Annotated in this window: 31 protein-coding genes; 15 read left to right on the plus strand and 16 right to left on the minus strand. The window is 60.3% G+C overall.

The annotated features are described in order from the left end of the window. Nucleotides 1-324: 324 nt before the first annotated feature. Complete coding sequence (locus L53_RS14895; RefSeq protein WP_034817212.1) at nt 325-1,002, minus strand: DUF1013 domain-containing protein; 678 nt, start codon at nt 1,000-1,002, stop codon at nt 325-327. 135 nt (nt 1,003-1,137) lie between these two features. Further along, entirely contained in the window at nt 1,138-2,115 is a 978-nt protein-coding gene (locus L53_RS14900; protein ID WP_034817214.1) for an NAD(P)H-quinone oxidoreductase, read from the minus strand. 93 nt (nt 2,116-2,208) lie between these two features. Between L53_RS14900 and L53_RS14905 the strand changes: the two genes are divergently transcribed. Both L53_RS14905 and L53_RS14910 read left to right on the plus strand, forming a co-directional pair. Further along, nucleotides 2,209-2,394: a DUF1192 domain-containing protein gene (locus L53_RS14905; protein WP_034817216.1), complete on the plus strand. Its 186-nt coding sequence runs from the start codon at nt 2,209-2,211 to the stop codon at nt 2,392-2,394. Nucleotides 2,395-2,457: 63 nt separating this feature from the next. Then, on the plus strand, nt 2,458-3,006 hold the full coding sequence (locus L53_RS14910; protein WP_034817219.1) for a DUF1465 family protein: 549 nt from the start codon (nt 2,458-2,460) through the stop codon (nt 3,004-3,006). A 16-nt stretch (nt 3,007-3,022) separates the two neighbouring features. Here the strand turns inward: L53_RS14910 and L53_RS14915 are convergent, their stop codons facing one another. Continuing rightward, complete coding sequence (locus tag L53_RS14915; protein ID WP_051608023.1) at nt 3,023-4,081, minus strand: acyltransferase family protein; 1,059 nt, start codon at nt 4,079-4,081, stop codon at nt 3,023-3,025. Between the two features lie 56 nt (nt 4,082-4,137). Next, nucleotides 4,138-4,737: a TetR/AcrR family transcriptional regulator gene (locus L53_RS14920; protein ID WP_034817221.1), complete on the minus strand. Its 600-nt coding sequence runs from the start codon at nt 4,735-4,737 to the stop codon at nt 4,138-4,140. Nucleotides 4,738-4,888: 151 nt separating this feature from the next. Between L53_RS14920 and L53_RS14925 the strand changes: the two genes are divergently transcribed. After that, nucleotides 4,889-5,512 carry a carbonic anhydrase gene (locus L53_RS14925; protein WP_034817223.1) on the plus strand — a complete coding sequence of 208 codons (624 nt, stop codon included), beginning with the start codon at nt 4,889-4,891 and terminating at the stop codon, nt 5,510-5,512. An 18-nt stretch (nt 5,513-5,530) separates the two neighbouring features. Here L53_RS14925 and L53_RS14930 read toward each other — a convergent pair whose 3' ends face one another. From L53_RS14930 to ppa, 3 genes are read right to left on the minus strand one after another with little or no spacing between them, the layout of a single operon-like run. Continuing rightward, nucleotides 5,531-6,154, minus strand: a complete 624-nt coding sequence (locus tag L53_RS14930) for a LysE family translocator (protein ID WP_034817225.1) — start codon at nt 6,152-6,154, stop codon at nt 5,531-5,533. Then, on the minus strand, nt 6,155-7,297 hold the full coding sequence (locus L53_RS14935; protein ID WP_051608039.1) for a sialidase family protein: 1,143 nt from the start codon (nt 7,295-7,297) through the stop codon (nt 6,155-6,157). Between the two features lie 19 nt (nt 7,298-7,316). Next, entirely contained in the window at nt 7,317-7,853 is a 537-nt protein-coding gene (ppa, locus tag L53_RS14940) for an inorganic diphosphatase (protein WP_034817227.1), read from the minus strand. Nucleotides 7,854-8,025: 172 nt separating this feature from the next. On the opposite strand from ppa, the gene L53_RS17180 reads away from it, so the two are divergent. Further along, a complete protein-coding gene (locus L53_RS17180; RefSeq protein WP_034817229.1) occupies nt 8,026-8,436 on the plus strand; it encodes an MAPEG family protein in 411 nt (136 codons plus the stop codon). A 7-nt stretch (nt 8,437-8,443) separates the two neighbouring features. On the opposite strand, the gene L53_RS14950 is transcribed toward L53_RS17180, so the two are convergent. From L53_RS14950 to L53_RS17430, 3 genes are all read right to left on the minus strand, one after another. Next, on the minus strand, nt 8,444-9,058 hold the full coding sequence (locus L53_RS14950) for a TIGR02466 family protein (RefSeq protein ID WP_034817231.1): 615 nt from the start codon (nt 9,056-9,058) through the stop codon (nt 8,444-8,446). A gap of 89 nt (nt 9,059-9,147) precedes the next feature. Next, the gene (locus L53_RS14955) at nt 9,148-9,795 is read right to left on the minus strand and encodes a class I SAM-dependent methyltransferase (protein ID WP_233347870.1); all 648 of its coding nucleotides are present in this window, start codon (nt 9,793-9,795) and stop codon (nt 9,148-9,150) included. Next, nucleotides 9,692-10,033 (minus strand): hypothetical protein, encoded by a 342-nt coding sequence (locus tag L53_RS17430; protein ID WP_233347871.1) that lies wholly within the window; start codon nt 10,031-10,033, stop codon nt 9,692-9,694. The genes L53_RS14955 and L53_RS17430 overlap by 104 nt, the downstream gene beginning before the upstream one ends. Nucleotides 10,034-10,231: 198 nt before the next feature. Here L53_RS17430 and L53_RS14960 point away from each other — a divergent pair, with 198 nt between their 5' ends. After that, entirely contained in the window at nt 10,232-10,711 is a 480-nt protein-coding gene (locus L53_RS14960; protein WP_034817234.1) for an Hsp20 family protein, read from the plus strand. 82 nt (nt 10,712-10,793) lie between these two features. Here L53_RS14960 and L53_RS14965 read toward each other — a convergent pair whose 3' ends face one another. Next, a complete protein-coding gene (locus L53_RS14965) occupies nt 10,794-11,792 on the minus strand; it encodes a glutathione S-transferase family protein (RefSeq protein WP_233347872.1) in 999 nt (332 codons plus the stop codon). Between the two features lie 128 nt (nt 11,793-11,920). On the opposite strand from L53_RS14965, the gene L53_RS14970 reads away from it, so the two are divergent. Beyond that, on the plus strand, nt 11,921-12,970 hold the full coding sequence (locus L53_RS14970) for a glycosyltransferase (RefSeq protein ID WP_034817237.1): 1,050 nt from the start codon (nt 11,921-11,923) through the stop codon (nt 12,968-12,970). Here L53_RS14970 and L53_RS14975 read toward each other — a convergent pair. The 3 genes from L53_RS14975 to L53_RS14985 are packed head-to-tail and all read right to left on the minus strand — an operon-like array spanning nt 12,967 to nt 15,330. Next, the gene (locus L53_RS14975; RefSeq protein WP_034817240.1) at nt 12,967-13,422 is read right to left on the minus strand and encodes a bifunctional diaminohydroxyphosphoribosylaminopyrimidine deaminase/5-amino-6-(5-phosphoribosylamino)uracil reductase RibD; all 456 of its coding nucleotides are present in this window, start codon (nt 13,420-13,422) and stop codon (nt 12,967-12,969) included. The genes L53_RS14970 and L53_RS14975 overlap by 4 nt on opposite strands. Then, complete coding sequence (gene gpmA / locus L53_RS14980) at nt 13,419-14,132, minus strand: 2,3-diphosphoglycerate-dependent phosphoglycerate mutase (RefSeq protein WP_034817242.1); 714 nt, start codon at nt 14,130-14,132, stop codon at nt 13,419-13,421. The genes L53_RS14975 and gpmA overlap by 4 nt, the downstream gene beginning before the upstream one ends. 55 nt (nt 14,133-14,187) lie before the next feature. Continuing rightward, complete coding sequence (locus tag L53_RS14985; RefSeq protein WP_034817244.1) at nt 14,188-15,330, minus strand: AGE family epimerase/isomerase; 1,143 nt, start codon at nt 15,328-15,330, stop codon at nt 14,188-14,190. Between the two features lie 131 nt (nt 15,331-15,461). On the opposite strand from L53_RS14985, the gene L53_RS14990 reads away from it, so the two are divergent. From L53_RS14990 to L53_RS15035, 9 genes are all read left to right on the plus strand, one after another. After that, a complete protein-coding gene (locus tag L53_RS14990; protein WP_034817248.1) occupies nt 15,462-16,043 on the plus strand; it encodes a hypothetical protein in 582 nt (193 codons plus the stop codon). Between the two features lie 201 nt (nt 16,044-16,244). Then, nucleotides 16,245-18,341: a prolyl oligopeptidase family protein gene (locus L53_RS14995; protein ID WP_233347873.1), complete on the plus strand. Its 2,097-nt coding sequence runs from the start codon at nt 16,245-16,247 to the stop codon at nt 18,339-18,341. A gap of 106 nt (nt 18,342-18,447) precedes the next feature. After that, a complete protein-coding gene (locus tag L53_RS15000; RefSeq protein ID WP_034817254.1) occupies nt 18,448-19,038 on the plus strand; it encodes a GNAT family N-acetyltransferase in 591 nt (196 codons plus the stop codon). A gap of 191 nt (nt 19,039-19,229) precedes the next feature. Then, nucleotides 19,230-20,702, plus strand: coding sequence for a signal recognition particle protein (gene ffh, locus L53_RS15005; RefSeq protein WP_034817256.1), 1,473 nt, complete (start codon nt 19,230-19,232; stop codon nt 20,700-20,702). Further along, the gene (locus L53_RS15010) at nt 20,699-21,016 is read left to right on the plus strand and encodes a chorismate mutase (RefSeq protein WP_034817259.1); all 318 of its coding nucleotides are present in this window, start codon (nt 20,699-20,701) and stop codon (nt 21,014-21,016) included. The genes ffh and L53_RS15010 overlap by 4 nt, the downstream gene beginning before the upstream one ends. Nucleotides 21,017-21,056: 40 nt before the next feature. Further along, a complete protein-coding gene (gene rpsP / locus L53_RS17655; protein ID WP_034817261.1) occupies nt 21,057-21,494 on the plus strand; it encodes a 30S ribosomal protein S16 in 438 nt (145 codons plus the stop codon). 157 nt (nt 21,495-21,651) lie between these two features. Next, nucleotides 21,652-22,317 (plus strand): beta/gamma crystallin-related protein, encoded by a 666-nt coding sequence (locus L53_RS17185; RefSeq protein WP_051608024.1) that lies wholly within the window; start codon nt 21,652-21,654, stop codon nt 22,315-22,317. A 50-nt stretch (nt 22,318-22,367) separates the two neighbouring features. Continuing rightward, on the plus strand, nt 22,368-22,919 hold the full coding sequence (gene rimM / locus L53_RS15030; RefSeq protein WP_051608025.1) for a ribosome maturation factor RimM: 552 nt from the start codon (nt 22,368-22,370) through the stop codon (nt 22,917-22,919). A 66-nt stretch (nt 22,920-22,985) separates the two neighbouring features. Then, a complete protein-coding gene (locus L53_RS15035) occupies nt 22,986-24,620 on the plus strand; it encodes a beta/gamma crystallin-related protein (RefSeq protein ID WP_034817263.1) in 1,635 nt (544 codons plus the stop codon). A 12-nt stretch (nt 24,621-24,632) separates the two neighbouring features. Here the strand turns inward: L53_RS15035 and L53_RS15040 are convergent, their stop codons facing one another. Both L53_RS15040 and L53_RS15045 read right to left on the minus strand, forming a co-directional pair. After that, on the minus strand, nt 24,633-25,424 hold the full coding sequence (locus tag L53_RS15040) for a glycosyltransferase family 2 protein (protein ID WP_233347874.1): 792 nt from the start codon (nt 25,422-25,424) through the stop codon (nt 24,633-24,635). Beyond that, nucleotides 25,421-25,600 (minus strand): hypothetical protein, encoded by a 180-nt coding sequence (locus tag L53_RS15045; RefSeq protein ID WP_034817267.1) that lies wholly within the window; start codon nt 25,598-25,600, stop codon nt 25,421-25,423. Before L53_RS15045 ends, L53_RS15040 begins: the two co-directional genes overlap by 4 nt. Between the last annotated feature and the right edge of the window lie 26 nt (nt 25,601-25,626).

Genomic DNA, 25,626 nt, shown 5'->3' on the forward strand with positions numbered 1-25,626 from the left:
GCCAAAGGCCATCCGGGGGCCCATCTCCGGACGGCGCGGCAGGGAACAAAGAGGAAGGTGAAGAATGATCCCCCGAACCGCGCAGGACTCGCTTGGTGGCTCTGTTCCGTGATGGGCCCCCAGACGCTGCGCGTCGGGGGGGTCTCTCTGCGACGAACCGTATCCTCGGCGCATGCCGGGGTCTCCTGCTGTCAGGACACGGAGCCAGCCGCGCGAGACTCCGGCATGCGCCGGAGAAGTGGGGAGAGGAGACTGGCCTCCCACTCCACAAAAAAAGGCCGGCGCTGAGGCCGGCCTTTTCGAGTTTGTTCTGCGAGGGCGTGCCTAGCTGAAATTCTTGAAGATGTCGTCTGCGGACACGTTGCCGCCATTGTCCTCGGCGGGCTTTTCTTCGGCTTCGTAGGCGCTCGCCTCGTCCTGTGCCGGCGCAAGGCCCGGGCCTTCAAACTTCTCGGCTTTCTCGGCTTCGAGTTTGCGGCGCTTGTCAGCCGATTTTGCGATCACTTCATCAAGTTCGATCTGTGTACAGAGGCCGAGCGTCACCGGATCGACCGGACGGATGTTCGGTGAGTTCCAGTGGGATTTGTCACGCACATTGTTGATGGTCGACTTGGTTGTGCCAATCAGCTTTGAAATTTGAGCGTCAGAGACTTCCGGGTGGTTGCGAATGAACCATGCCACGGCGTCGGGCTTGTCCTGACGGCGGATGACCGGTGTATAGCGGCTGCCCTTGCGCTTTGGCTGTGGGATATGAGCGATCTTGGAGGCAGCCTTCTTCAGCTTGTACCCGTCATCGCCTTCGCCCTTGCGGATTTCTTCGCGCGACAGCATGCCGCCCGCAATCGGGTCAACGCCGCGCATGTTCTCGGCCACGTCGCCATCGGCGATGCCTTTGACTTCCAGATAGTGGAGGCCGCAAAAATCTGCGATTTGCGTAAAGGTGAGGCTGGTATTGTCGAGCAGCCAGACGGCGGTCGCCTTGGGCATCAGAATATCTGACATGGGGAACTCCCTGAATGAAATGGCCGCCGAAAATGCAGCCGCCCGACACATCGTGCCGGGCGGTCGGGTTTCAGACGTGCCTTAAACCTTGCTGGCCTTATAATGCCATGTCTGGGAAATTGAAAGCCGTGCGCTTCACCAGACCAGCACAATCTTGCCGGAATGGCCGCCCTTGGCCATCAGGGCCTGAGCGGCTTCGGCTTCGGCCACCGGGAACGCCTGTTCCAGCATTGGCCGGATTTTGCCGGAGACGACATGGGGCCAGAAATCCTGCTCGACCGCATCGCGGATGCGGCGCTTCTCCTCGACCGGCCGGGCTCGCAGGGTCGTGGCGGCAAGGGTCAGGCGTTTCATCAGGACGGGCGCGAAATTCACCTCTGCCGTGAAGCCGTTCATATAGGCGATATTGATGATCCGGCCGTCCGGGCGGGAAACCGAGATATTCTTCTGGATGTAATCCCCGCCCACCATGTCGAGCGTGACGTCAACACCGCCATCTTCCTTGACGACTTTCTCGAAATCTTCGGTTTTGTAATTGATCGCGCGATCTGCGCCGAGCTCTCTGGAGAGCGCGCATTTGTCATCTGATCCGGCGGTTGCATAGATTTTTGATGCGCCGGCGATCTTGGTCATTTGCAGCGCCATGACGCCGATCCCGCTGGTTCCGCCATGACACAGGAATGCTTCACCCTTCTGGAAGTGAACCCGGTCGAATACGTTCGCCCATACCGTCATCAGCGCTTCCGGGAAGCAGGCAGCATTTACCATGTCCATGCCGTCTGGAATGGGGAAAAGCGAGCCTTCGTCGACCGCCGCAAACTCGGCATAGCCGCCTCCGGCGAGAAGGCCTGCAACCCGGTCGCCAGTCTTGAATCGGCTGGTGCCATCTGACGTTTCCACAACAGTGCCGGAAATTTCCAGACCCATGATGGGGGAGGCGCCGGGGGGCGGCGGATAGGCGCCGCGGCGCTGAACCAAATCTGCCCGATTGAGACCCGAAGCGGCCACTTTGACCAGCACTTCACTCGGCTTCAGGTTCGGTTTCTCAAAATCGCCGAGCTTGAGCGGCGCGCCCTCTTCAACCAGGACGGCTTTCATCATTTCTGTTGCCATGTCGCTTGTGTTTTCCCTTCTGACTCCAGAGTCGCATCTAGGCAGCGTTTCTGCTTTGATAAGGGCTGTAACACGAATTGAAGGGTGACCCCCATGGCCGCATCTGATGAAGAGCCAATTCTGGTCAACACACCACAGACGCTGGAGCAGATGTCGGTGCAGGAATTGCATGAACGCATAGAAGTGCTCCAGGCAGGCATCGCAGCCTGCGAGGCGGAGATCGAGAAGAAGAAGTCGCAGAAATCTGCGGCGGATGCCCTGTTCGGGGGCGGCAATTAAGCGGGTGGAAAGGCTGGATTGATAAAGTCCAAATTTCCACCCCGGCGCATAGAGGTATCATTCATGGCGACAGACACGTCACCAGACGATCAGCTCGACACTCAGGACGGGTTTACCGGCGGCAAGCTGTTTGACACGGTTTTTGCGCGCGGCATGGCACTTGTTGAAGAGACGGCCTCCTATCTGGACGGTCCGGGGCGCGAGGCTGCGACGACCCTGCCTCGCGAAGCTGGGCTGACCTATTCGGCCTGGAGCATGGAACTGACGACGCGCCTTATGCAGGCGGCGAGTTGGCTGGTGATGCAGAAAGCTGTGCGCGATGGCGAAATGCGTCGCGACGAGGCCGCGGCCCGCAAGTACCGAATCCGCCGCGAGGAGCCGGCGCTGGACGCGGCGGCGCAGCAAGGTCTGGGCTTGCCTACGCGGTTCCTGGATCTGGTTGCGCGGTCGGAAGCCCTGTTCGAGCAGATTTGCAGACTGGATGACGCGCTCTATGGCCAGTCCCGCAAGCCGATGGCCGCCAATCCGGTGATCGATCAGATCAGCCAATTGCAGCGCGCTGCCGAAACTGGCGCGTTTGACCCGTTGATGGTGTGGCACCGCGCCAAATAAGGCGCACCTTTTCCAATCAGGCTTCTTCGACCCTGTCGGTGGCGGATCCGAGCAGCTGGCCGCCCCGGCTGAGTTCAGCGCCCTTTAGGCGGAACCGCATCGGTCGACGATAGAGCGCCTTGAGCGGGGTCCGACGCACGAGCCGGTGAAACGCCAATGACAGGGCGATCGCGATCAGGCCAATCGCCAGGCTGGTAAGCCCGGGCTCTGGCAGGAGACCACTCCGGGCCAGCAGGGTTTGCGCGGCCGTCATGGGCAGGAAATAGGTCAGATAGATCACGAACTGCGCGCGCCCGATATATTGCATGGCGGCGCCATGCCGCGTGTTGGCCAGGCGTGTCGCCAGGGCGATCAGAGCGAACGCGCCAGCAAAGCCAAGTACAAGGCTGATGATGGGCAATGTGGCCGTACCCTGCGCGACCAGGACCGTGTTGATGGCGGCCCAGATGATCAATGCGGCCGGTACATCCGAGAAGCCCTCGGACAAGCGGACGGCAAACCGGCGGAACAATTCTGCCCCGTGACAGCCTGCGAAGAAGAACACGAAATACTGGGCGAAAGCATCTATCACCAGCCAACCCGTCTGGATCATGCCGGCCGCATGGGCCGTCTGGAGCAGGGCGGCCACGAGCAGGATTCTCGTCGGTGCGCTACGACGTGTGAGCCATGTGGCGAGGTGAAACAGGGCCAGCATGGGCAGGATCCAAAGCCCCGATGTGGGCTGGGCCAGACCGCTCAGCAATGCACTCGCAATGGCAAGCGGGCTTGAAGCGACGTGCGGCGTATAGAGAATGACCGTCTGGATGATCAGCCAAACGACATAGAAGTAGATGAATCGGAGCACTTTCCGATCGAAAAACGTCGATTTCGATCCGAATAGCGTGCGGGGAAGGAACAAGCCGGACACGATGAACAGCGTCGGCAGGATGATGGGGGCTGCCCAGGCGGCGGCAAAGTGCATCCAGCTGGGCTGGCCCGTCATTGCGACGTATCCATATACAGACTGCGCCAGTACGAACCCGATAATGCAGAGACCCTTGGCGTAATCGACCCAATTTATGCGTGTAGCAGACATGGAATGCCCCCGAAAACTTCAGGAGCAACTCTGCAAATTTCACGCCATGCGCGAAATCAGCTGACGGCGTACACTTTAAGGAAGTTTGCGGACTGGGCACTACAAAAGCCCTCCCGCACGGGCGCGCGCATGATCAAAATACGGTGCCAAAGGGGCCCCAGCATTTCTTCAATTGCCTCATCAAGATCGAAATCACGTCGAATCACGCGTTTTCCGGCCAATTCGGCGAGGAGCATGCGCATCGGCATACGAATGTCGCGGTTCATCCATGCGCGCCACAGTTCGCCAGCATCCTTGTCGTCAGCGGCTGCCGTCAAGGCGACTCGCAGAACGGCGTGCCCGGCTCCGGTGCGTGCGGCGGCCTCCAGCGGCACGATGAGTGTGGTGATCCGCTCTTGTGGATCGCGCCCACCATCCGGGCTGTCTGGAATCAGGGCCAGTGCGGCGTCGACACACATCGCGCCGATTGAGGGCCACCATTTGTAGATGGTCTGTTTGGATGCGCTGGCACGTTTGGCGACGCCATCTACGCTGAAGCCGCGCCAGCCATTCTCCGCCATCTCTATGCGTGTTGCGTCCAGAATGGCGGCCTTGGACGCTTCACTGCGCGTCGGCCCCTTCCGGGAAGACTTGCTGGTCTCCGAGGGCGTGGGCATGAACAACTCCAGTTTCTTGAATGCTGCGCTGCACTAAGTACAGCTTTTGTCAGCCAAGCATAAGGGTGAAGTAGTAAACAAACTCCCGTTTCCGCTTGCCGCCACTGCAATATGCACTAGTCAGTCCTACAGAGAAACAGGAGTTGTTGGCATGAATACGGTCGAGGATCTGCTGCAGGGGTATCGCAGCTTCCGAAAAGGAATCTATTCAAAACAGGCTGCATTGTATCGGGAGCTGGGCGAAGGCCAGAATCCCCGCATCATGCTGATTGCTTGCGCGGATAGCCGGGCCGAGCCTTCGGACATTTTCAATGCCGCGCCGGGCCAATTGTTCGTCGTCCGTAACGTTGCCAATCTCGTGCCGCCCTATCAGCCGGATGACGGCCTGCACGGCGTGAGCGCCGCCCTCGAATATGCGGTCAACGTGTTGAAGATAGAGCATATCGTGGTGATGGGACATGGCGGATGCGGCGGTGTCGCGGCCTCTTTGGCCGGGGAAGGCACACCGGAAATCGGCGAGTTCGTGACGCCTTGGGTACGCTTGCTGGAAGCGGCCCGCGCGCGCGTTGTGGAAAGCGGATCGGTCAATCCGCAATTTGCCCTCGAATTGGAAGGTGTCGAAACGTCTCTTGGAAACCTGATGTCGTTTCCATTCGTGAAGCGGGCGGTCGAGGCGGGCGAGTTGGAACTGCATGGCGCCTGGTTTGCGATCAAGCATGGCGAACTGCACTGGCGGAACCCGAAAACCAGCCGGTTTGAGGTGATCGAGCCCTGATTCGCCCCGGAGTGGCGGTCAGTTTCCACTGGTCATAAGCGCCGCGAACAGGGCCGATACCAGCATGGCGGACGCGGCCAGGCGATTGAACCATTTCGTGAAGACGGGCGACTGGAACCGGCGGTTCATGGCGTCTGCAAGCCAGGCATAGAAGGCGAGGCCGAACATTTCGGTGATGGTCACGGTCAGCATGATCAGCAAGGCTTGCTGGACGACCGGCTTGTCCGGATCGAAATAGCTTGGCAGCAACAGTCCGAAGAAGACGAGCGCATTCGGGTTGAGCAATTGCAGGCCAACGCCGCGACCAAACAAATTGGACTTCGCAGGCGCCTGATCTGCGCGGGCGCGAGGCCGGTGCGGGTCTGCGGTGGCCATAGTCCAGGCCAGCCAGGCAATGAAGCAGATGCCGGCAATCTTCAGGCCCGTCAGCACGAGCGGGGCCTGCGCCGCAAAGGTGGCGATGCCGGTTGCGGCGAGGGAAATCCAGACAAGGTTGGCGGCGGATACGCCTGCGGCAGGGACCAGCGCGGTCGGCGCGCCATAGCGCAAGGATGCGCTCATCACCATCATGACGGCCGGGCCGGGGGTCAGGCCGCCAGCGAAGAACAGCGCCATCAGCGCGAGCCAGACTGACAGGTCCATTCAGCGCGCCTCCAGCGCGGAAAGGGGAATTCGGGTCAGTTCGACGTCTTCCTTGTTTGCGGTGTAGGCAATGAAGAGGAAGTCGCCTGCGACCCAGCTTTTCGGATAATGATAGCCCGGCCGCTTGTAGAGGCCCTCGGTGCGCAGGGGCTGCAGGTCATCGGCGCCGCGCAGGAGAAAGGCGCGGTCGAACACGTGGCCATCTTCTGACAGCGACAGGACGAGGGGAATGCGCAGTTTGTCGCCTTTTGGCGCGTGAACGAGAAAGGCGGTGCCACCGGGTAAATTGCCCGCGCTTTGCTTCGTGCGTGCGTCAGGCATGGAAGTCAGCTGCGGATGGCTCCAGCTTGCTCCGCGGTCGCAGCTTTCCGATGCAAGCTGGCGAAAGCTCGACGCCTGATCGCGGAAGACCATGACAAGACAGTCGCCGCGTTGAAACAGGCTGGGTTCCAGCTCCCGGCTCATGGGCGGGTCAGAGGGAAGGTTCTCGAACGCGCCAGCCTGCCATCCCGTCAATCCGAGCGGGTTGTCGGTGTAGAAGGGGCGCGCCCGGATACCGGGTCGCACATGGAAGGCGGTGTGAAGGCGGCCGTCATACAGGTGCGGATCCTGCTCGATCACGCCATTCACCGGCATTCCGTCTGCGCCGAGCACGGGGCGGGGCTCGGACCAGGTTTCGCCGTCATGGCTGAGGCGATAGGCGGTGTAGTCCGGCCAGACATTGATGAAGGCTATGAGCGTTTCGCCATCGGTCCACCAGCCGCCGCTGGAGCGGATCTCCTCGCCATCAGACGGTGTGGTCAGGGGACGCGGCGCGCTCCATTGATCGCCATTGTCGTCGCTGACTGAATAGGCAACCCATGTGTCCGGGGCGTCTTCATCGCGGGCCGAGCTTTGCCATTGTACGAAGACGCGGCCCTTGAAGGCGATGGGCACGGCGCCATTGCTGAACTGGTCCGTGCCGGGGCCGGGCCGAAATACGGTGATGGTCTTCGCGCCGGGCAGGGGCGAGAGGCCGAGATCGGGCGCTGAGGCGTCATACAGATCGGCCGCCGGTGCATGCAGCGCCGACGGCCGGTCTTGCAATTGGGTGCAAGCAAAAAGCGGCAGGATCAGGCAAAGTGCGAACAGGCGTTCAAACATTTGCATCCCGCCGCTGCGATCAGGCGCCTTCTGCCTGGCCGCGCTTGACGGCGGCTTCGATCAGTTCGCGGGCTTTCTCGATGCCGTACCAGCCTTCGATCCGGGTCCACTTGCCTTTTTCGAGATCCTTGTAGTGCTCGAAGAAGTGGGCGGTCTTGTCGATCAGGGTCTGCGGCAGGTCGTGATAGGTCGCGATCTTGTCGTAGTATGACGTCAGCTTGTTGTGCGGCACGGCGAGGATCTTCTCGTCCGGGCCCTTGTCGTCGGTCATCATTAGAACGCCGACGGGACGGGCGCGCACGACCGAGCCCGGCACCAGTGGACGATTGCCGACAACCATCACGTCGATCGGGTCGCCGTCGAGGCTGAGTGTGTGCGGCACGAAGCCGTAATTACAGGGATAGCGCATCTCGGTGTAGAGATAGCGGTCCACGAACATCGCGCCGGAATCCTTGTCGATCTCGTATTTGATCGGGTCGCCGCCAAGCGGGACCTCGATGAGCACATTGATGTCGTCTGGCGGATTGTCGCCGGTTTTGATTTTGGAAAGGTCCATAAGACGGCTCGCATCTGGCTGGAAGGTTGAAACACGGTGTGGGGTGGCGATGACGCCTGAAACAGATTGCGTCAAGAGTGGCAGTGACGCGGGAGGGTTAATGCAGCTTTTGTGCCCGAATGCTTCCCACTCGCCCAAATGGGGTTACTCTGCCGTCTGGGAGGTACACCAAATGCATTCAACTCTTATTCTTTGTAGCGCGGCGCTGGTCATTCTGACCCTGTTGCTGGGCTTTTGGGTTTCGATCACGCGGGGGCGCACCAAGACCATCGCCTATGGCGCAGCGACAGATCCGACGGGGCCGATGATGAAAGCCGAGCGGGCGCATGGAAATGCCGCTGAATATACTGCGCTTCTGATCGGGCTTTTTGTCATCACCGGCTTTGCCTATGCGGGGCGCGACCTTGGAATCGCCGTGACGAGCCTTGTGGTGGCGATCACCCTGTCCCGTTTTCTGCATGCGCTCGGCTGCCTGATCTGTGCAACGCTGGAAAAGCCGCATCCGCTTAAAGCCTTGGGTGCGCTCGTCACCTATGTTGGCGGACTGGCGCTGGCGATCATGGTGATTGGAAAAGTGCTGTAGGCGCCCGTCAAACGCGCTTCAGGGCGTAATTGAAACTGATCGAGAGTCGCGGTTCCTCGCCCATATTGGCGGGGACTTCATGGCGCAGCCAGCTTTCCCACAGGATGGCGTGGCCGACTTCGGGCTCAAGATAGACAAAGCGGCGGCGGTCTTCTGGCGCGTCATCGCGCAATTGCGGCGCGGCCATCATGCGCGACAGGCGCGGGTCTTCCAGTTTCAGCCGAGACGCGCCGTCTGGCGTGGAGACGTAATAGGTTCCTGAAATCACGCTGCCGGGGTGGATATGATTGGAGTGGCCAAAGCCGGGCTCCAGAATATTCACCCAGATCGCGTCGAGTTCCAGGGTGAAGCCCTCCATGTCCCAGTCGAGTTCCGTCGCAAAGTCAGCCGCGACGGCATCGAGCAAGGCTTTCAGCTCCGCAAATTCCGGGAACCGGTCCGGCAAGTCGTCGAGAGATGCGTAGGATGTGTACCCGCCATAGCCTTCGGTCTCGCACCACGCATTCCCCGCGGCGTCATCCTCGGCCAGCACCCAGCAGACATGTTCGAGCCGTGTCGCCAGATCGCTATCGCCAACGGGCTGGGTCCGCACCAAAGTGGGGAAGAGGGTCTTTGTGGTCATGGGCCGCTCTTTAGGCGGAGCAAGGCGCAAAAGAAAGAGCCCGCCACCTTCTGCAAGGTCGCGGGCTCATCTTCAGAACTTGGCCGGGCCTATTCGGCAGGCTTGACGAATTTCAGCGTCATGCGGTCACTTTCGCCGATTTCGGCATAGGCGGCAGCGTCAAAACCGTCCGGAGTGTTGCCTTCCCGGTCCTGCGTGGCGTTGACCGGGGGCAGCGTCCAGACCCCAAACGGGTGATCCGCAGTATCGGCCGGATTGGCATTGATTTCGCTGGCTTCGACAAACTCGAACCCGGCCGCTTCGGCGAGGGATTTGACATAATCCTCATGGACGTAACCCGAAGAGGCCGTCGGGTCCTGTGTGGCCGTTGAAGGCAGGCGATGTTCGACCACGCCCAACACGCCGCCGGGCTTCAGAGCGGTATAGGCGTCCGTGAAAAATTTCTCGGTGTATCCGCCGCTCATCCAATTGTGGAGGTTGCGGAAGGTCAGCACGACGTCGGCTGTTCCCACCTCGGTCAGCGGGCCACTCTCGGACGAAAAGGCGCTGTATTCGATGGTGCCGAATTTCGGGTCGTCATAATTCGCCTGGAATTCTGCAAGGCGCTCGGCGATGCGGGCGCGACGGTCTTCATCACCAATATTCGGGTCGAAATAGGCTGCGACCAGTGTGCCACCGCCACTGGCAAGATAGGGCGCGATGACATTTGTGTACCAGCCGCCGCACCACTTTGTCATCCGCTTCCACCCCGAAGAATTCGAGCGTTTCTTTCGGGTGACGCCAGGCGTCGCGCGCCTTTTCGGCATCCGTGCGGTGTTCGCCAGCGATCGCGGCGTCCAGCGGCGAGGCTTCGGTCGAGGCTGTCTCGACCGGCGGGGTTTCGGGGGCGGGTGTCTCTGATGCGGGTGTCTCTGGCTGGCCGCAAGCTGCCAGAACCAGTGCAGACAGGGCGATCATCGGGGTCAATTGCTTCACAGGGTGTCTCCTCAACAGGCCTCTTGAACCTCTCCTTACGCTACCCACATAGATCATGTCACGGTGCCGTAAATCGGGCTGTGACCAGTATCTGTCCCAACGCCGAATTCGGGTTGGTTCTTTTCAGGTGCTGAACATCCATCCGGGCGCTCCCCGAACGGGTTGCCCGCAGTTGCTTGATTTAAGAGGACTGAACACATGAGCAATATCGACCTTACCCCCCTTTACCGTACCGTTGTCGGCTTTGACCGGCTTGCGGGCATGATTGATCAGGCGTCTCGCCTCGACGGGTCACAAGGCTATCCCCCATACAATATCGAACGCGTTGACGAAAACGCCTTCGCCATCGAGATCGCGGTCGCGGGATTTACCGAAGATGACCTCGAGATCGAGACGAAAGAAGGCTTGCTGACTGTGGCCGGCAAGCGCGGCGAGAATGAAGACGGCGAGGGCCGCAACTATCTGCATCGCGGCATTGCCCAGCGCAGCTTCATCCGGCGGTATCAGCTGGCTGACCATGTCATCGTGACCGGCGCGAACCTGCAGCACGGCGTGCTGCGGATCGACCTTATTCGCGAGCTTCCTGAAGAGAAGAAACCTCGCAAGATCGAGATTGGCGCCCCGGCAAAGTCGGAGCCGAAACTGATTGGCAAGAAATCGGCCAGCAACGCGGCCTAAACGCCGAGTTCTGATCAGATAAGAGAACGGCGCGTCCAGAGATGGGCGCGCCGTTTTTCTATTTGCGAATTGTCTCTGGCGGCTAGCCGAAGAATTTCGAGCAACCGGCTTCCGACAGGAAGCCTTTGAGAGCGTCGTCGCTGAGCGAAGCGCCGACCGCCTTGCGGACGGAATCATAGGCGCGGGCAGCATAGGTTTGCGTGGTCTGTTCAAAGCTGCCGCCCTCAATGGATGCGGAAACGTTCTTGTCACCGCGTTCGGCGGCTTTTGAATTGGCCTTGGCCCAGGGCAGATAGGTTTTCGAGACTTCCTCGGCAAACAGCGGCGTCAGCGTGGGCGCAAGCACTTCCAGCGACGCGAAAGGCGCGCCCGGTTTGGGATCTTCCATATTCTCGATCCAGGCAACCACAAAGGGAGCGTGCTTCTTCAGCCACTCGGCCGGGGTCTTGTCCATCATCATCTGCTGGAATTGCGCGGCAAGGGCAAAATCGGCCGCAGACGGACGACCGCCGAAGATATAGAGTTGATCGGTCAAATGCGCGTTGAGAAGTGTTGCAAAGCGTTCGAACGAGGCTTTCAGCATGTCTGCATTTGCGCTGTCGGCGCCAACCAGATTCAGACGGTCGGCCATGCGTTCGGCAATTTGCTTCTGGGCCTTCTTGTAGGCGCGGGGGCGCTTGCCGCCATAGAGCTGGACCAGCACACGCAGGGCAGCGTCTTCGCGGTCGGGCTTCTGGCTCCAGCGCTCAAGGAACATGATCTTGTTCAGCCATTCATCCGCATAGTCTTCGAGGATCAGCGCAAGGGTCGATGTGGCGACGTCGTCAGGAACGGCTGTAGGCTCCGGATGGTCTTCCTCAAGGGCTGAAATGATCGCCGTGGAATCCTGATTTGCCGATCGCGAAGGGGAGACCAGCAGCGGCACGGAGGCCACGCGCGCCAATGCCTGGAATTCTTCCTCATTCTCGCGTGAGCGGGATACCCAGTCGAAATCAATATTCTTGTAGCGCAGGAACGACCGCACTTTCTGGGAATAGGGCGAGGTATCTGCGCCGAAGAGGCGATAATCGGACATGGGCATGCGGCTTTCATTGTGTTTGGCCCTGTCTGTAGGCATTTCAGCGCGCACTGCCAAGGAGCGTTTGCCGCAGCTGATGATAATGGGTATGCGCTCGGTCAGAACTTGTTGGACACTGAAAGGAGCGGCAGATGCGGATCATGCACGTGATGGCGGGCGCCCGAGAAGGCGGCGCAGAGAACATCATGCTGGAATCCGTGCTGGCACTGGCGGAAGCCGGTCTGACCCAGCATGTGGTCACGCGGCCGGATAACCAGTTCCGCGTCCAGAAATTCCGCGAGGCCGGCATCGGCGTCGATGTCGCCGCCTTCAACAATACATGGCCGTTTCCGACACGCCGCGTGATTGGCGATGCCATCAAGGTCTTCAAACCGGATGTTATCGAGTACTGGATGGGCCGCGCCGGGCAATACGCCCCGAAGGAATACCGCAATCGTTCGATTGGTTGGTATGGCGGCTATTACAAACTTGCGCGTTTTGTGAACTGTGAGTGGCATGTTGGCCTGACCATCGACCTGCTGCGTCACATCCGCGAACAGGGCGTCCCGGATGATCGCTCTGCCATCGTTCACACTTATGCCGATTTTGAAGGCACTGATCCTGCTAGCCGCGCAGCGCTGGATACGCCCGAGGATGCGCCCGTCGCCCTGGCGTTGGCCCGCCTGCATGAGAAGAAGGGCCTCGACACGCTGCTGGATGCCACGGCAAAGGTGCCTGGTCTTTATGTCTGGATCGCCGGCGACGGCCCCATCGAGGCCGAGCTGAAGGCGCAGTGTACCAAACTTGGGCTGGATGATCGGGTTCGCTTCCTAGGCTGGCGCAATGATCGCGGCGCGCTGCTCGCGGCCTGCGATGTGGTGGCCTTCCCGTCCCGCTACGAGCCGTTCGGCACGGTGACCGTCGACGCATGGGCAGCGTCCCGTCCGCTGGTTGCGGCAGATGCGGTTGGCCCGGCAGCCTATGTGAAGAATGAAGTGAACGGGCTGTTGATTCCGAAAAATGATGTCGATGCGCTCGCCACGGCGCTCAGCCGGGTGATCTCGGACAAGGCGCTCGCGGCAAAGCTGGTCGAAGGTGGCCGAGCCTCATATGAGCAGCAGTTCAACAAGGCCGCGTTCCAGCGCGATTCCGTGGCGCTGTATGAAAAGATCATCGCGCATGCCGGGCCATTCACTGGCTAGAGCAGGCTTGCGAAGAATTTTCGGTAAAGTCGGCGGCTCTCGCGCTGGCCAAGCCCGATCCGGACTTCAATTCCAGCGTCCCTGAGGGCGCGGATGCCCCCATTGGCGACGGGGTGGGGGTCGTCTATGGCGCAGACGACGCGGGCGATGCCAGCCTCCAGCAATTTCACGGAGCAGGATTTTCCGCCCTGGGATCGCTCGCGGCAGGGCTCCAGTGTGACATAGGCGGTACCACCTCGCGCGGCGTCTCCGGCTTCATCCAATGCAACCTCCTCGGCATGAGGACGCCCGCCCAGGCCGGTTACCCCGGCGCCAACGACATGCCCGTCAGCATCCAGGATGACACATCCGACCGACGGGTTTATCCCGGTGAGGCCTTGGTTGAGCCGAGCCAGGCTGTGGGCCCGTCCCATCATGCGCCGGTCGCGCCGTCGGGACGGGCGAAAGCTCATGGCAGTTCAGGAAGCGGCTTGCTGCGATCAGCATCCAAATAACGAACGGAGACTGGCTTGAGCGTGTCATCCAGATCAATGTAGAGCGGATTACCGGTTGGAATCTCGATCCCGGTAATGGACTCATCCGGCACCTGGAACAGATGTTTCACCAGGGCGCGCAGGGAGTTACCATGTGCTGCAATGACGACGTCCGTTCCGGATTTGAGCACGGGTGTGATCGCTTCTTCCCAATAGGGCAGCACACGTTCCAGTGTCAGCTTCAGACTTTCGGTGTTCGGGATATCGATGCCCTTGTAGCGGGGGTCGCCTGCCAGATCGAACTCGCTGCCAGATTCCATCGGCGGTGGGGGAATGTCGTAGGAACGGCGCCAGATATGAACCTGATCTTCGCCATGTTTGGCGGCAGTCTCTGCCTTGTTGAGACCAGTCAGTCCACCATAGTGGCGCTCATTCAGGCGCCAATGCTTGGTCACCGGCATCCATACGCGGTCCATCTCCGTCAGGGCGATCCAGAGCGTACGGATGGCACGGGTCTGAACGCTGGTGAACGCGGCGCGGAAATCGGCGTCGCAGGTTTTCAGCATTTCACCGGACTTTTTGGCTTCGGCTTCGCCCTTCTCGGTCAGGTCGGCATCCCACCAGCCGGTGAACCGGTTTTGCAGGTTCCATTCGGATTGGCCGTGGCGGACAAGCGCTAATCTGGGCATGAAAAATTCCTTTTTGGTCTGTTGCGGGCCCTTTTCAGCGTAAAAGGGTCCGGGTTCAAGCTTCCATCGCCCGGATTAGCTCTGAAAATGCGAGCGCGACATGGTAGCCGGTGGACGCTGGCATGTTGGTTGAGACGATGTGGTCATCGCCATCATACTGGTCGACCCACCCACCCTCCGGGGTCAGGTATTCATCCATGAGGATGTCGAAGCTCTGGCAGGCCGCGGCAGCGATGGCGTCGTCATCAGTCAGATTCAGCATTGCCAGATGCGCTTTGAGCGCTTCGGTCTGCGACCAGGTGCGTCGCCCCGCATTGTGGGGTGCGCCGTCGCGGGTGACTTCCAGAATGGCGCGCCCGTCTGGATCCAGCGTGCTGGTGGCGAAGCTGTACAAGCGACCGGCAATGGGCGGAATTGGCTGGTCGGTTGCGCGGGCGTGCTGGCTCAATAGCCAGATCCACTCGAACTGGTGACCCGGCTCGACAATGCGCGCGGCATCGCCTGCGCCTTCTGCCCAGTCCGGGGCAAAAAATTCTCCCAGCAGGCCGCCTGGGCCTGCGGTGAATTTTGCCTGAAACAGGGAGATGAGTTCGCTGGCGCGGGTGAGATGGTCCCCTTCAGGGTCGGCCCGGTGCAGGGCCATGCACGCTTCCAGCAAATGCATATGCGGATTTTGGCTGCGCTGGGATGGCGGCGGCAAGCTTTCGGCATAGCCGCCATTGATCCGGTCTTTCATCCGCCCGTCCAGCGCATCCAGCAGCGCCCTTGCCGAAGCGATCGCGCCGCTTCCGTCGTCCAGAGCTTCACTGGCCACGGCGAGCGCGTAGAGCGTGAAGGCGAGATCATACGTGTCGGGCGTATCGTCGACATATTCGTGGCTATCTGCGTTGAGCGTGCGACCCACAAGGCCATCTTCCCGCCGAGCCGTACCGCTGAGGGTGCGCACACCTTGGTGAACCAGATCCTGTGATATGTCCGGTTTCCAGCCGAGCAGGGCGGCCTGTGCGAAGACATAGGTTTGCCGGGCTTGCACGCGAATGCGTGTGATCTCGTCCTGGATCGGCGCGTGATCGAGAGACAGTGTTTCTCGAAACAGGCCAGACTCGCCGACTCCGCGCTCACTCCAAAGAGGGAAGCACGCTTCAAAAAGCCAGTGGCGAGCTTCCTTGGCTCGCCGCTTCAATGCCGCTTTCGACATGGAACTCGCCCCCGTTAATTGCATGCATGGCAGCGTCTACGGCTCGCCAAACCGCGTGGCTTCCTGCTAACAGGAGTGCCAGTCCTTGGCTAGCGGGTGCCACCGCCGAACTGTGAAAGAGCTCATCGTTCATGAAAGACCGGATCTTCTTCCCTCTGGCCCTCCTGCTGGTGGTCGGCATGGTTGTACTGGCCATCTGGCCCGCTATCGGTCGCTTGCCGGATGGCCCCATAACGGGCGATGGTACCAATTATGATCGTGTCACGGTCAGCGGGCAATTTCTGAACAAGATTCTTGCCGGCGGCGACGCCACGACCGAACTCGTGCGCAATCGGGGCGGTGACTATTTGCTCTATATCGGAGCCCAGGCCGGCTTGCTGGGGCCGGAGCCCGAGGACGGCCCGCATTTCCGCCTCGCCAGCGATCTTGAAGTACAGTTCTCGGGGCATCGCGTTCGCTGCACCGTCCGCATGCGTCCTGCAGATCAGCGCGGCGCCATGCAGGCCAAGGTGAACTATTCCGTGGGGCGGGAAGGCGATTCCGGTTGGCAGGTTTTCGACCTCGTCTCGGATTTTGAGGATTTCAGTTTCGAATATGTCGTTCCCGAACATGTTGGCGACCAGGGTTTTGACTATTTTGCCATACGCCCGGTGGTGCCTGAAAAGTCACGAGCCCTTCTGGTCGAAAGTGTCACCTTCGAGCGCATTGAATAAGCCGTTCGCATGACAGAGTGCCGCGCTTGGCAGGGAAAGCTGGGCCCCTAAATCTGGGGAAGCCCGACTTTTTTCTGAGACGGGCAGCCGGATGCCCGACACGACTTTTTCTACGTAAGAGATACCATGCGCAAATTTTTCGCTCCGCTCAGCCTTTTGGCGCTCGTGGCCTGTGGAACACAAACACTATTGGAGACTTCCTTGGCAGACACACTTTCTCCGTCCCGTGCATCCGAGGCACCCGAAGAGGACCCCTATCTCTGGCTGGAAGAAGTTGAAGGTGAGGCAGCGCTTGACTGGGTGCGCAATCAGAATGACCGCTCGCTGAAAGTGCTGAAGGCAGATCCTGATTATGCGGGATATGAAGCGGCCGCGATGGAGGCGCTGACCTCGGCAGAGCGTATTCCCTACGGATCAATTCGTGACGGGATGGTCTACAATTTCTGGCAGGACGAAACGCATGTGCGCGGTCTGTGGCGTCGGACAACGCTGGAAAGCTATGCCAGTGACACGCCGAAGTGGGAAACCATTCTCGATTTCGACAAGCTTGCGGAAGAAGAAGGCAAGAACTGGGTCTACAAGGGCGCAGACTGTTTCCGGCCCAAGGGCAGCGATATTGGCTACAAATGCATGATCTCCCTGTCGAATGGCGGCAAGGACGCGATTGTCCGCCGCGAATTCGATCTTGCGACCAAGCAATTCGTTGATGACGGCTTCGTCACGCCAGAGGCCAAGCAGGGCGGTGCCTGGGCCAGCCCTGACACTTTGTTGATCGCAACCGATTGGGGCGAGGAAACACTGACCGCGTCCGGCTATCCTTTCATTGTGAAACGCTGGGACCGCGGTACGCCACTGGACGCCGCCGAAGAGGTGATCCGCGGCGAGGTGGATGATGTCGGCGTCTGGCCAATGACGCTGGAGCTTGAGGATGGGCGCATTCTGCAGGGCGCGGCTCAGGCCGACACTTTCTTCACGACGCGCTATTGGTGGTTCCCCGATGGAGAGGGCGAGCCGGTACAGTGGCCCATCCCGCCAAAGTCCTCACCAGAAGGAATCCATGAAGGCCGATTGCTTGTTTCGTTGAAGCAGGATTGGACTCCGGCGGGTCAGGAGACGACGTTCAAATCTGGTGATCTCGTCGCCTTCGATGTGGAGACCTTCATGGAGACCCGCGCATTGCCGCCGGTTTCACTTGTGTTTCACCCGAGCGAAACGCAGGCCTTGAAAGGCGTGTCCACTGCAAAGGGCGCCCTGCTTCTGGGGGTAAGTGATACGGCGGTTGGCAAGGTCATGCGCGCCGCCGCGAGCGATGCCGGCTGGATGCTGGAACCCATTTCCCTTCCCGGCACGGGCCAGGCCAGCGTCGCATTTGCCAGCGATGAAGAGGATACGGTCTTCATCAACTATGAGGATTTCCTGACGCCAGATTCGCTGCTCTCCTACAGTGCCTCGACGGGGGACGTAAAAACCCTCAAGAGTCTGCCGCCGAAATTTGATGCAACAGGCCTGAGTGTCACGCAGCATTTTGCGACGTCGAAGGACGGCACGCGCGTGCCTTATTTCCTCGTAAGCAAAGCAGATCTGCCGCTCGACGGTTCCACGCCGACGCTTCTATACGGGTATGGCGGGTTCCAGGTCTCGCTGAATCCGTCCTACAGCGCTGTCACAGGTCGTCTGTGGCTGGAACAAGGGGGTGCTTATGTGTTGGCGAACATCCGCGGCGGGGGCGAGTTCGGCCCCGAATGGCATCAGGCGGGCCTGAAGCAGAATCGCCAGCGCATCTATGATGACTTCATTTCGGTCGGTGAGGATCTGATTGCACGAGGCGTTACATCACCGGAGCATCTCGGCATCATGGGTGGCTCAAATGGTGGCCTGCTCATGGGCGTCATGCTGAACCAGCGGCCAGACCTCTGGAACGCGGTCGTCGTGCAAGTGCCGCTGCTCGACATGATGCGCTACCACTTATTGCTGGCAGGTGCCTCGTGGGTAGACGAATACGGATCGCCAGAAGTGCCGGACGAACGTGCCTTTCTCGAGACGATTTCGCCCTACCAGAACTTTGATGCCACGAAGGACTATCCGGTGCCCTTCTTCGTTACCTCGACCAAGGATGACCGCGTCCATCCCGGTCACGCGCGCAAGATGGCCGCGAAGTTCGAGGCGGCGGGCCTGCCATTCTACTATTATGAGAACATTGATGGCGGGCATTCGGCAGCGGCGAACCAGAAGGAGCGCGCCAAGCGGTCTGCTCTGGAATTCACCTACCTGACCAAGCGGCTAGGCCGGACAAATTGACAAGAAGGTTCCAAATAGGAACTTTTAACGGGTCTGAAAATAGAACTGGAACTCCTGACTTCGGTTTTTCTTGCCTCGATCAGTCTCCGGCCTAATGATCTAAATCATGAACCTTGCGGAGCCGCCCCCGGAAAATGACGTTGTTCGTCTGGATACGCTCACGGCGGACCATAAAGAGGTCGTGCTGGCGACTCCGGTGGCTGAATCCATGTGGCAGTGGATGCCCGTAATGCCCACTGGCACCAGCCTCGAAGCGTATATGGACCATAGTCTGGACATGAAAGGGACGGACGCCTTCCATCCTTTCTATGTGGTCGATAAGGCGACAGGTGAGTTCGCGGGTCTTGCCGCATTCGAGCGGGTGTCGCGCACGCATCGCCGGCTCGAAATCGGCTTTGTCTGGCATCCAGAGAAGTATCGCGGCACAGCCATTGTGCCCGCAACCCAACTGGCGCTTCTGACTCGCGCCCATGAGGCGCGTTTCCGGCGAATTTCGTATTTCGTACCGGAACAGAATGAGCGCGCCATTCGTGCCTTCAGCAAAATGGGCGCCCAGCGCGAGGGCTTGATCCGGAACTATATGCGTACGGCCGGGGGCACATGGGCCAATATGGTTGTCCTCAGCCTGGTCGGGGACGAGATCAAGGCGGCGATTGCCGTGTTGCGAGACCGGGTGCGCGCGCTTCAGCTCGCTTGACGCCGCGGCTCCCGCATGCTTTAGGCGCGCCAACATCTGCGCAAATTTGAAAAGCGCGCTTTGACTGATCCATGAGGTCAGCGAGGCCCCCCGCCCGGCGAAGTGTCGCTCAGCGGGGCTCTTCTGCTTTGTGCAATGGGTTTGATCGCCTATGTCAGACACATCTGGCAAACGGCAAAGGAGCGACAAAGATGTTCGACACGCTGAGCGAACGCCTTGGAGGAATTTTCGACGGCCTGACCGGTCGCGGTGCACTGTCCGAAAAGGACGTGAACGCGGCCCTGCGCGAGATTCGGGTCGCCTTGCTTGAGGCGGACGTCGCCCTGCCTGTCGTGAAGGAATTCATCGACAGCGTGCGCGCCCGCGCAGTGGGTGAGGAAGTCATTCGTTCGGTCAAACCCGGTCAGCAAGTCATCAAGATTGTCTATGACGGTCTTGTGGAAATGCTTGGCGGTGAAGAGGCCGATACCAGCCTGCGCATCGACAGCCCGCCGGCCATTATCATGATGGCCGGTCTGCAAGGCTCAGGTAAAACGACGACGACCGGAAAACTTGCCAAGCGTTTGTCGGAGAAAGACCGCAAGCGCGTCCTGCTGGCCTCGCTCGATACGCGTCGTCCGGCCGCGATGGAACAGCTCGCCATCCTTGCCGATCAGTGCAACGAAAATGTCAGCGCCCTGCCGATCATTCAGGGCCAGTTGCCGGCTGATATTGCCCGTCGCGCCCTGAACGCCGCGAAGATCAGCGGCTATGACGTCCTCATCCTCGATACGGCCGGTCGCACGACGATCGACGAGCAGATGATGAATGAAGTGGCGGAGATCGCGCAGATCGCGAACCCGTCTGAAACGCTGCTCGTGGCTGATGCCCTGACGGGCCAGGACGCCGTCGAAACCGCCAGCCGCTTCCACGCTCGCCTGCCGCTGACCGGCCTTGTCCTGACACGGATGGATGGCGATGGCCGCGGCGGCGCGGCGCTTTCCATGCGCGCCGTTACGAGTCTGCCGATCAAGTTCATGGGCGTCGGCGAAAAGCTCGACGGCCTTGATGCCTTCGATGCCAAGCGGGTGGCTGGCCGGATTCTCGGACAGGGCGACATTGTCTCGCTGGTCGAAAAGGCCGCCGAGCAGATGGACGCCGAAAAGGCCGAGCGCATGGCGGAGAAACTCCGCAAGGGCGAATTCGACCTTGAAGACATGGCCGACCAGTTCCGTCAGATGCAGCGCATGGGCGGTCTTGGCGGCCTGATGGGCATGTTGCCCGGCGCGCGCAAGGCAAAGGCCGCGATGGATTCGGCCAATCTCGACGACAATGTGCTGAAGCGCCAGGAAGCGATCATCCTGTCGATGACGCGCAAGGAACGCCGCAAACCGGCCATCCTGAATGCGTCTCGCCGCAAGCGGATTGCCGCTGGCGCTGGCGTGACCGTGCAAGAGGTCAACAAGGTGCTGAAGATGCACCAGCAGATGGCCGGCATGATGAAGAAGATGCGCCAGAAGGGCGGCATGAAGAACATGATGAACATGGCCCAGGCCGCAGGCATCTCGCCGGGCGACCTTGCCAAGATGGGCGGCGGCGCAGGCGGCCTGCCCGGTCTTGGTGGCGGCGGACTGCCACCGGGCATGGGCGGCCTTCCCGGCCTCGGCGGAGGGAAAAAGAAATGACCAATGAGCAAAGCGATGCCTTCGCCCTGCTGCAACTGACCAAGTTGCGATCCAGCATCGACAATCTGGATGCGATCATCATCCACACCCTGGCTGAGCGCTTCAAGGCGACGCAGGAAGTCGGCAAGCTGAAAGCGGTGCATAATATGCCGCCTGCGGACAAGGACCGCGAGGCCAGACAGATCGAACGCCTGCGCCAGCTGGCACAGGAAAGCGGGCTCGATCCCGCCTTCGCCGAGAAACTACTGAATTTCATCGTGGCGGAAGTCATCCGCCATCATGAGCACATTCGCGGTCTTGAGACCGACGACTGAGTTACCACCCCGAGACGCCAGACTTACAGGAGATACACATATGGCCCTCAAGATTCGACTCGCCCGTGGCGGGTCCAAGAAACGCCCTTTCTATTCCGTGGTCATCGCGGATGCCCGCGCACCACGCGACGGTCGTTTCGTCGAGAAAATCGGTTCCTACGATCCACGCCTCCCGAAAGATTCGGAATTCCGCGTCCAGATCGACGCCGAGAAAGCGTCCGAATGGCTCCGCAAGGGTGCCCAGCCGACCGAACGCGTGGCACGCTTCCTGTCCAAGATCGAACTGGACGGCAAGCCGCTCGTAGAATGGGCGCATGGCAACAACCCGAACAAGGGCGAGCCAGGCAAGAAAGCTCAGGAACGCGCTGAAGAGAAAGCCGAAAAGGCAAAAGCGGCGGCTGAAGCTGCTGCGGCTCCAGCTGAAGAAGAAGCTCCGGCCGCTGAAGAAGCGCCCGCTGAGGAAGCTACTTCGGAATAAGACTGGCTTGCCAGTCTCGGGATATGGCCGGTGCCCTTCGGGGTGCCGGCCTTTTTCGTGAACGCAAGGCCTGAGGCTGAATGCCGGGCAACAGGGAACCAAATCGCCGTTCAGGTCGCTTTCTCTAGAAAGAGCGCGACACGAGAGGAGATCCCAGATGTCCAAGGCCGAACTTTTCAGAATTCTGCCCATTGCAGCGCTTGGAATTGCGGCGCTCGCCCTTCCTGCCAGCGCAGACCGGGGTCGCTACTACGATACGTCATATCGTGGCGGCGGGAATGGCGCGGTGCTTCACGCCGATTCCGGGTTTTCCGGCGAAGGCCTTCGCATTCAGGGCGCCGAGCCGGACCTCGCCCGCCTGCACTTCAATGACCGGGCCTCGTCTATTACCATTCGCGCTGGTGCATGGGAGCTGTGTACGGACGCGAATTTCAGAGGCCGGTGCGAAATCGTCGATGCGAGCACAGGTCGATTGAACGCATATCGCCTCAATGACAATGTTTCCTCCCTTCGTCCCGTCGCCTATCGCGACCGGCCGGGGAAAGGCCGTCGCGGAGGAGGGTATGGTGACCTTGTTCTGTTCCAGGATTCTGCCCAGCGCGGGCAGGCCATCGAAATCAGCCACGATGTGCCGGATCTCGGTCAGTATCGTTTCAATGACCGCGCAAGCTCCTTCCTCGTGACGGGCGGCAGTTGGCTGGTCTGCGAGCATGCGAACTATCGGGGGCGGTGCGAAGTATTGCAGGGCGGCGCGGGCGATCTGAAGCCAATCCGCATGAATGACAATATTTCCTCCATCCGAGCCTATGACGGCTGGCGCTGATACGGCGCTTGCCCGCTTGCGCTTCGCCAATCGGCCGCTAGAGAAGCGGCATGAACGGCAAATCGAATACTGAGAAACTTATTGTTGTGGGCGTCATCAAGGGCGCCCACGGCGTACGCGGTGATGTGCGAGTGAAAAGCTTCACTGCCGACCCGGATGATGTGTTCACCTATGGTGCGCTGACTGATGAAGCCGGGAGGCCCGTGCTGACGCCGCAATCGGCCCGGCCCGGCAAGGACCATTTCATCGTTCGCCCCAAGGAACAGAAGCAAAAAGAAGAATGGGACGCGATGCGTGGCACGCTATTGCATGTCCCGCGCGCGAAACTTCCGGAAACAGATGACGACGAGTTCTACATCGAGGACCTTGTCGGTCTTCAGGTGTTCGCGGGCGGGAATGAGCCTGCGGGCACCGTGAAAGCCGTGCAGAATTTCGGCGCAGATGATTTGCTCGAAATCCGTTTGGCGGACCGGGGCGATACGGTTCTCGTGCCCTTCACGCTGGCCGATGTGCCGACCGTGGACCTTGCCACATCCCGCATCATCATTCCGGATCTCGCCGAATGGACGGCGCCCGGGGATGAGGCTGAACCCACTGATTGACCCATGTTGCCGCTTGTTCAGACGCCACCTGTCATAAAGGGTAGGTTAAGAATGAGGTAACTGCCCATGTTTGCCAGATTAATCCGCTTCGGCGCTGCTCTTGCCCTTCCGCTAACTGTAGTGGGCGCTGCAGCCGCGCAGTATGAAGGCAATGAACAACCGGCGGGCCTGATGTTGTTCAGCGGCGAGGATTTTCGCGGGGAAGTGCGGGAAGTCTTCGATTCCGTCTATTCCCTGAACGACTATTATTTCAATGATCGCGCGCAATCCGTTGCGGTCCTGTCCGGCGCCTGGGAGCTGTGCGAGCATAGCGATTTCACCGGCCGCTGTGTCTTCATCCGTGGCGATGTCCAGGACCTCGACTGGTACGGCCTTGATCGAGAGCTAACGTCGGTGCGCCCGATTTACGAGTATACCGAAGCCGAGCACGGGTTGATGTTTACCCGCGATCAGTCGGGCTATATCCGCTACGCTGACAATGCCCGTTACGGGTACGACAATTACTCACACGGCTATAGCTCCAGCACGAGTGTCAGCGTCTACCATTATGGCTATTCGCCGAGCTATCGATCCCACGGTTATTACAGTCCGCGTCTCGGCCACGGCCCCTATGGCTTCGGCTGGACGCGTCATGGCGCGAATCCGCACTATGGGCGTCATTACCGCAAGCAACAGCGCCCGCTGAAAGGGCATTATGGCGCGCGCAATGGCGCGGTGACGCTCTACACGGATTCCTATGAACGCGGTGCCTCGCTTGGCCTCAACAAGGGCGTTTCCGACCTCAGTCGCTATCGCTTCAATGACAATATATCGTCGCTGCAAATCCGTTCCGGGAAATGGGAAGTTTGCGAGCATGCGAACTATAAAGGGCGCTGTCAGATCGTCGATGCCTCGACGGACCGGCTGAATGGTATTCGTCTGAACGACAACATCTCGTCCATTCGGCCGGTGGGTGACAGCCCGCGCGGCGGCCGGGGAGATGGTCAACGCGGAGATCGCGGTGGCCGAAATGATGGGGGTCACGCAGACCGCGGTCGCCGGGATGATGGCCGGAATGGCAATCGTGGCGGCGGACGAAATGGAAATGTGCAGACAGTTGCGCCGACAGCGGCAAACCCGCTTGCCGGCGGGCCGAAGGCGCGGGACGTGACTCAGCAACGTCGCCCACACGCTCTGCCAGGTCGCCCGCAACGCGCCAATATTGGCTCTGAAGACCGTCCGCGTCCTAATGTGCGGACCATTCAGCCCAACCGTTCGACCACCCAGAGACCGCAGACGCGCCAGGTGCAACCGGCGGCAACACAGCGCAACCGCGTGCAAACCGAGCGCAGGCCCACAGCCACACCGCGGCCCAGGCAAAAAGTGGACATGAATACTTCGCGGCCCAAGGCCCTGAGGAACACTCAAACGCAACGCCGTGAGGCTCAGCAGCGCCCTCAAACCCAGACGCGCCAGCAAAAGACGGTCCGTCCCCAACAGCAGACCAGACAGCAGGTGAGGCAACCGGCGCGCCCGCAAGTCCGTCCTGCCCCACAAGCGCGCAAACAGGCACAGCCGCAACGGCAAGCTCGGCCACAGGCTCAGCGCCAGCCGGCTCGGGCAAAGCCCCAACAACGGGCCACGCCTCGTCCGCAACAGCAACGGTCAAACAATATGCCGAAAGCCTTGCGCAATCGGGGTGGTGAAGTTCACAAGGACTAGCGGTGCTGCGGCTCAGTTCGCGCGCGGATCATGCCATTCGCGCGCGATGCCGTAGCCACCCCGGCGGATCAGCCAGAACATGCCGATCAGGTCGAAGATGCCCGCGCCAAGCCTACCGAGGAATCCGTATTTCGACTCTCCAGCCAGACGCTTGCGATCATTCACGCGCTCCTCGCGCACATCCCAGCCTGCGCGCTTGATCAGGGCGGGCAAGAAGCGGTGCATCGAGGCAAAGAAGGGCAGATCGCGAAAAGCTTCGGTCCGGATCAGTTTCCATCCGCATCCGGTATCCGTTGCATCGTCCTGAAGCACGAAGCGGCGTACCCCATTGGCGACGCGGGACTGCACCCATTTGAATCCGGAATCATTCCGGCTGTTGCGCTTGCCTGCAATGATGCCGAGGCTGGGGGATGCGCCCGGCAAAATGATCTCTTTCCAGAGACGGGCCGTATCAGCGGGATCGTTCTGCCCGTCCCCATCAAGCAATTGTACCCACTGGCCGCGCACGGATTTGAGCCCCGTGAATAGCGCGGCGGATTTTCCCTTGCGCGCGACATGGTTGAACACGACCACGGTCTCGGGATGTTTCGCCTTTGCTTCGGCGAGTTCCTGCTCTGTCGCATCGGACGAGCAATCATTGACGCAGACAATCTCAAAACTGATGCCGGCCAGCTGCTCATGGACCTCGTCGATCACGGGGTGCACATTTCCTGCTTCGTTGAAGAACGGGATCAGGACGGAGAGGGCTGGGCTTTGGGGCATAGGTTTGGAGTAGAGGTTGGCGCGGGGGCGGTCCAGTGTCATTTACCTGCTGAAGCTGCGCGCTGGCGCAGCGCGGTTTCGGCCTGGATATCGCCGGCCATGGCGCGGTCCTTCAATTCGGCGGCGCTCATGGATTTGTAGACCTCCGGCAGTTCTCGCTTCGGGGCCGTGTGTGGCTTACGGCCGATAAAGGCTGCGACTGTCGCGATGATACCCATGTCACAATTCTCCCGGCTGCCTCGTC

This window comes from Hyphomonas sp. L-53-1-40 (assembly GCF_000682775.1).
GTDB lineage: Bacteria > Pseudomonadota > Alphaproteobacteria > Caulobacterales > Hyphomonadaceae > Hyphomonas.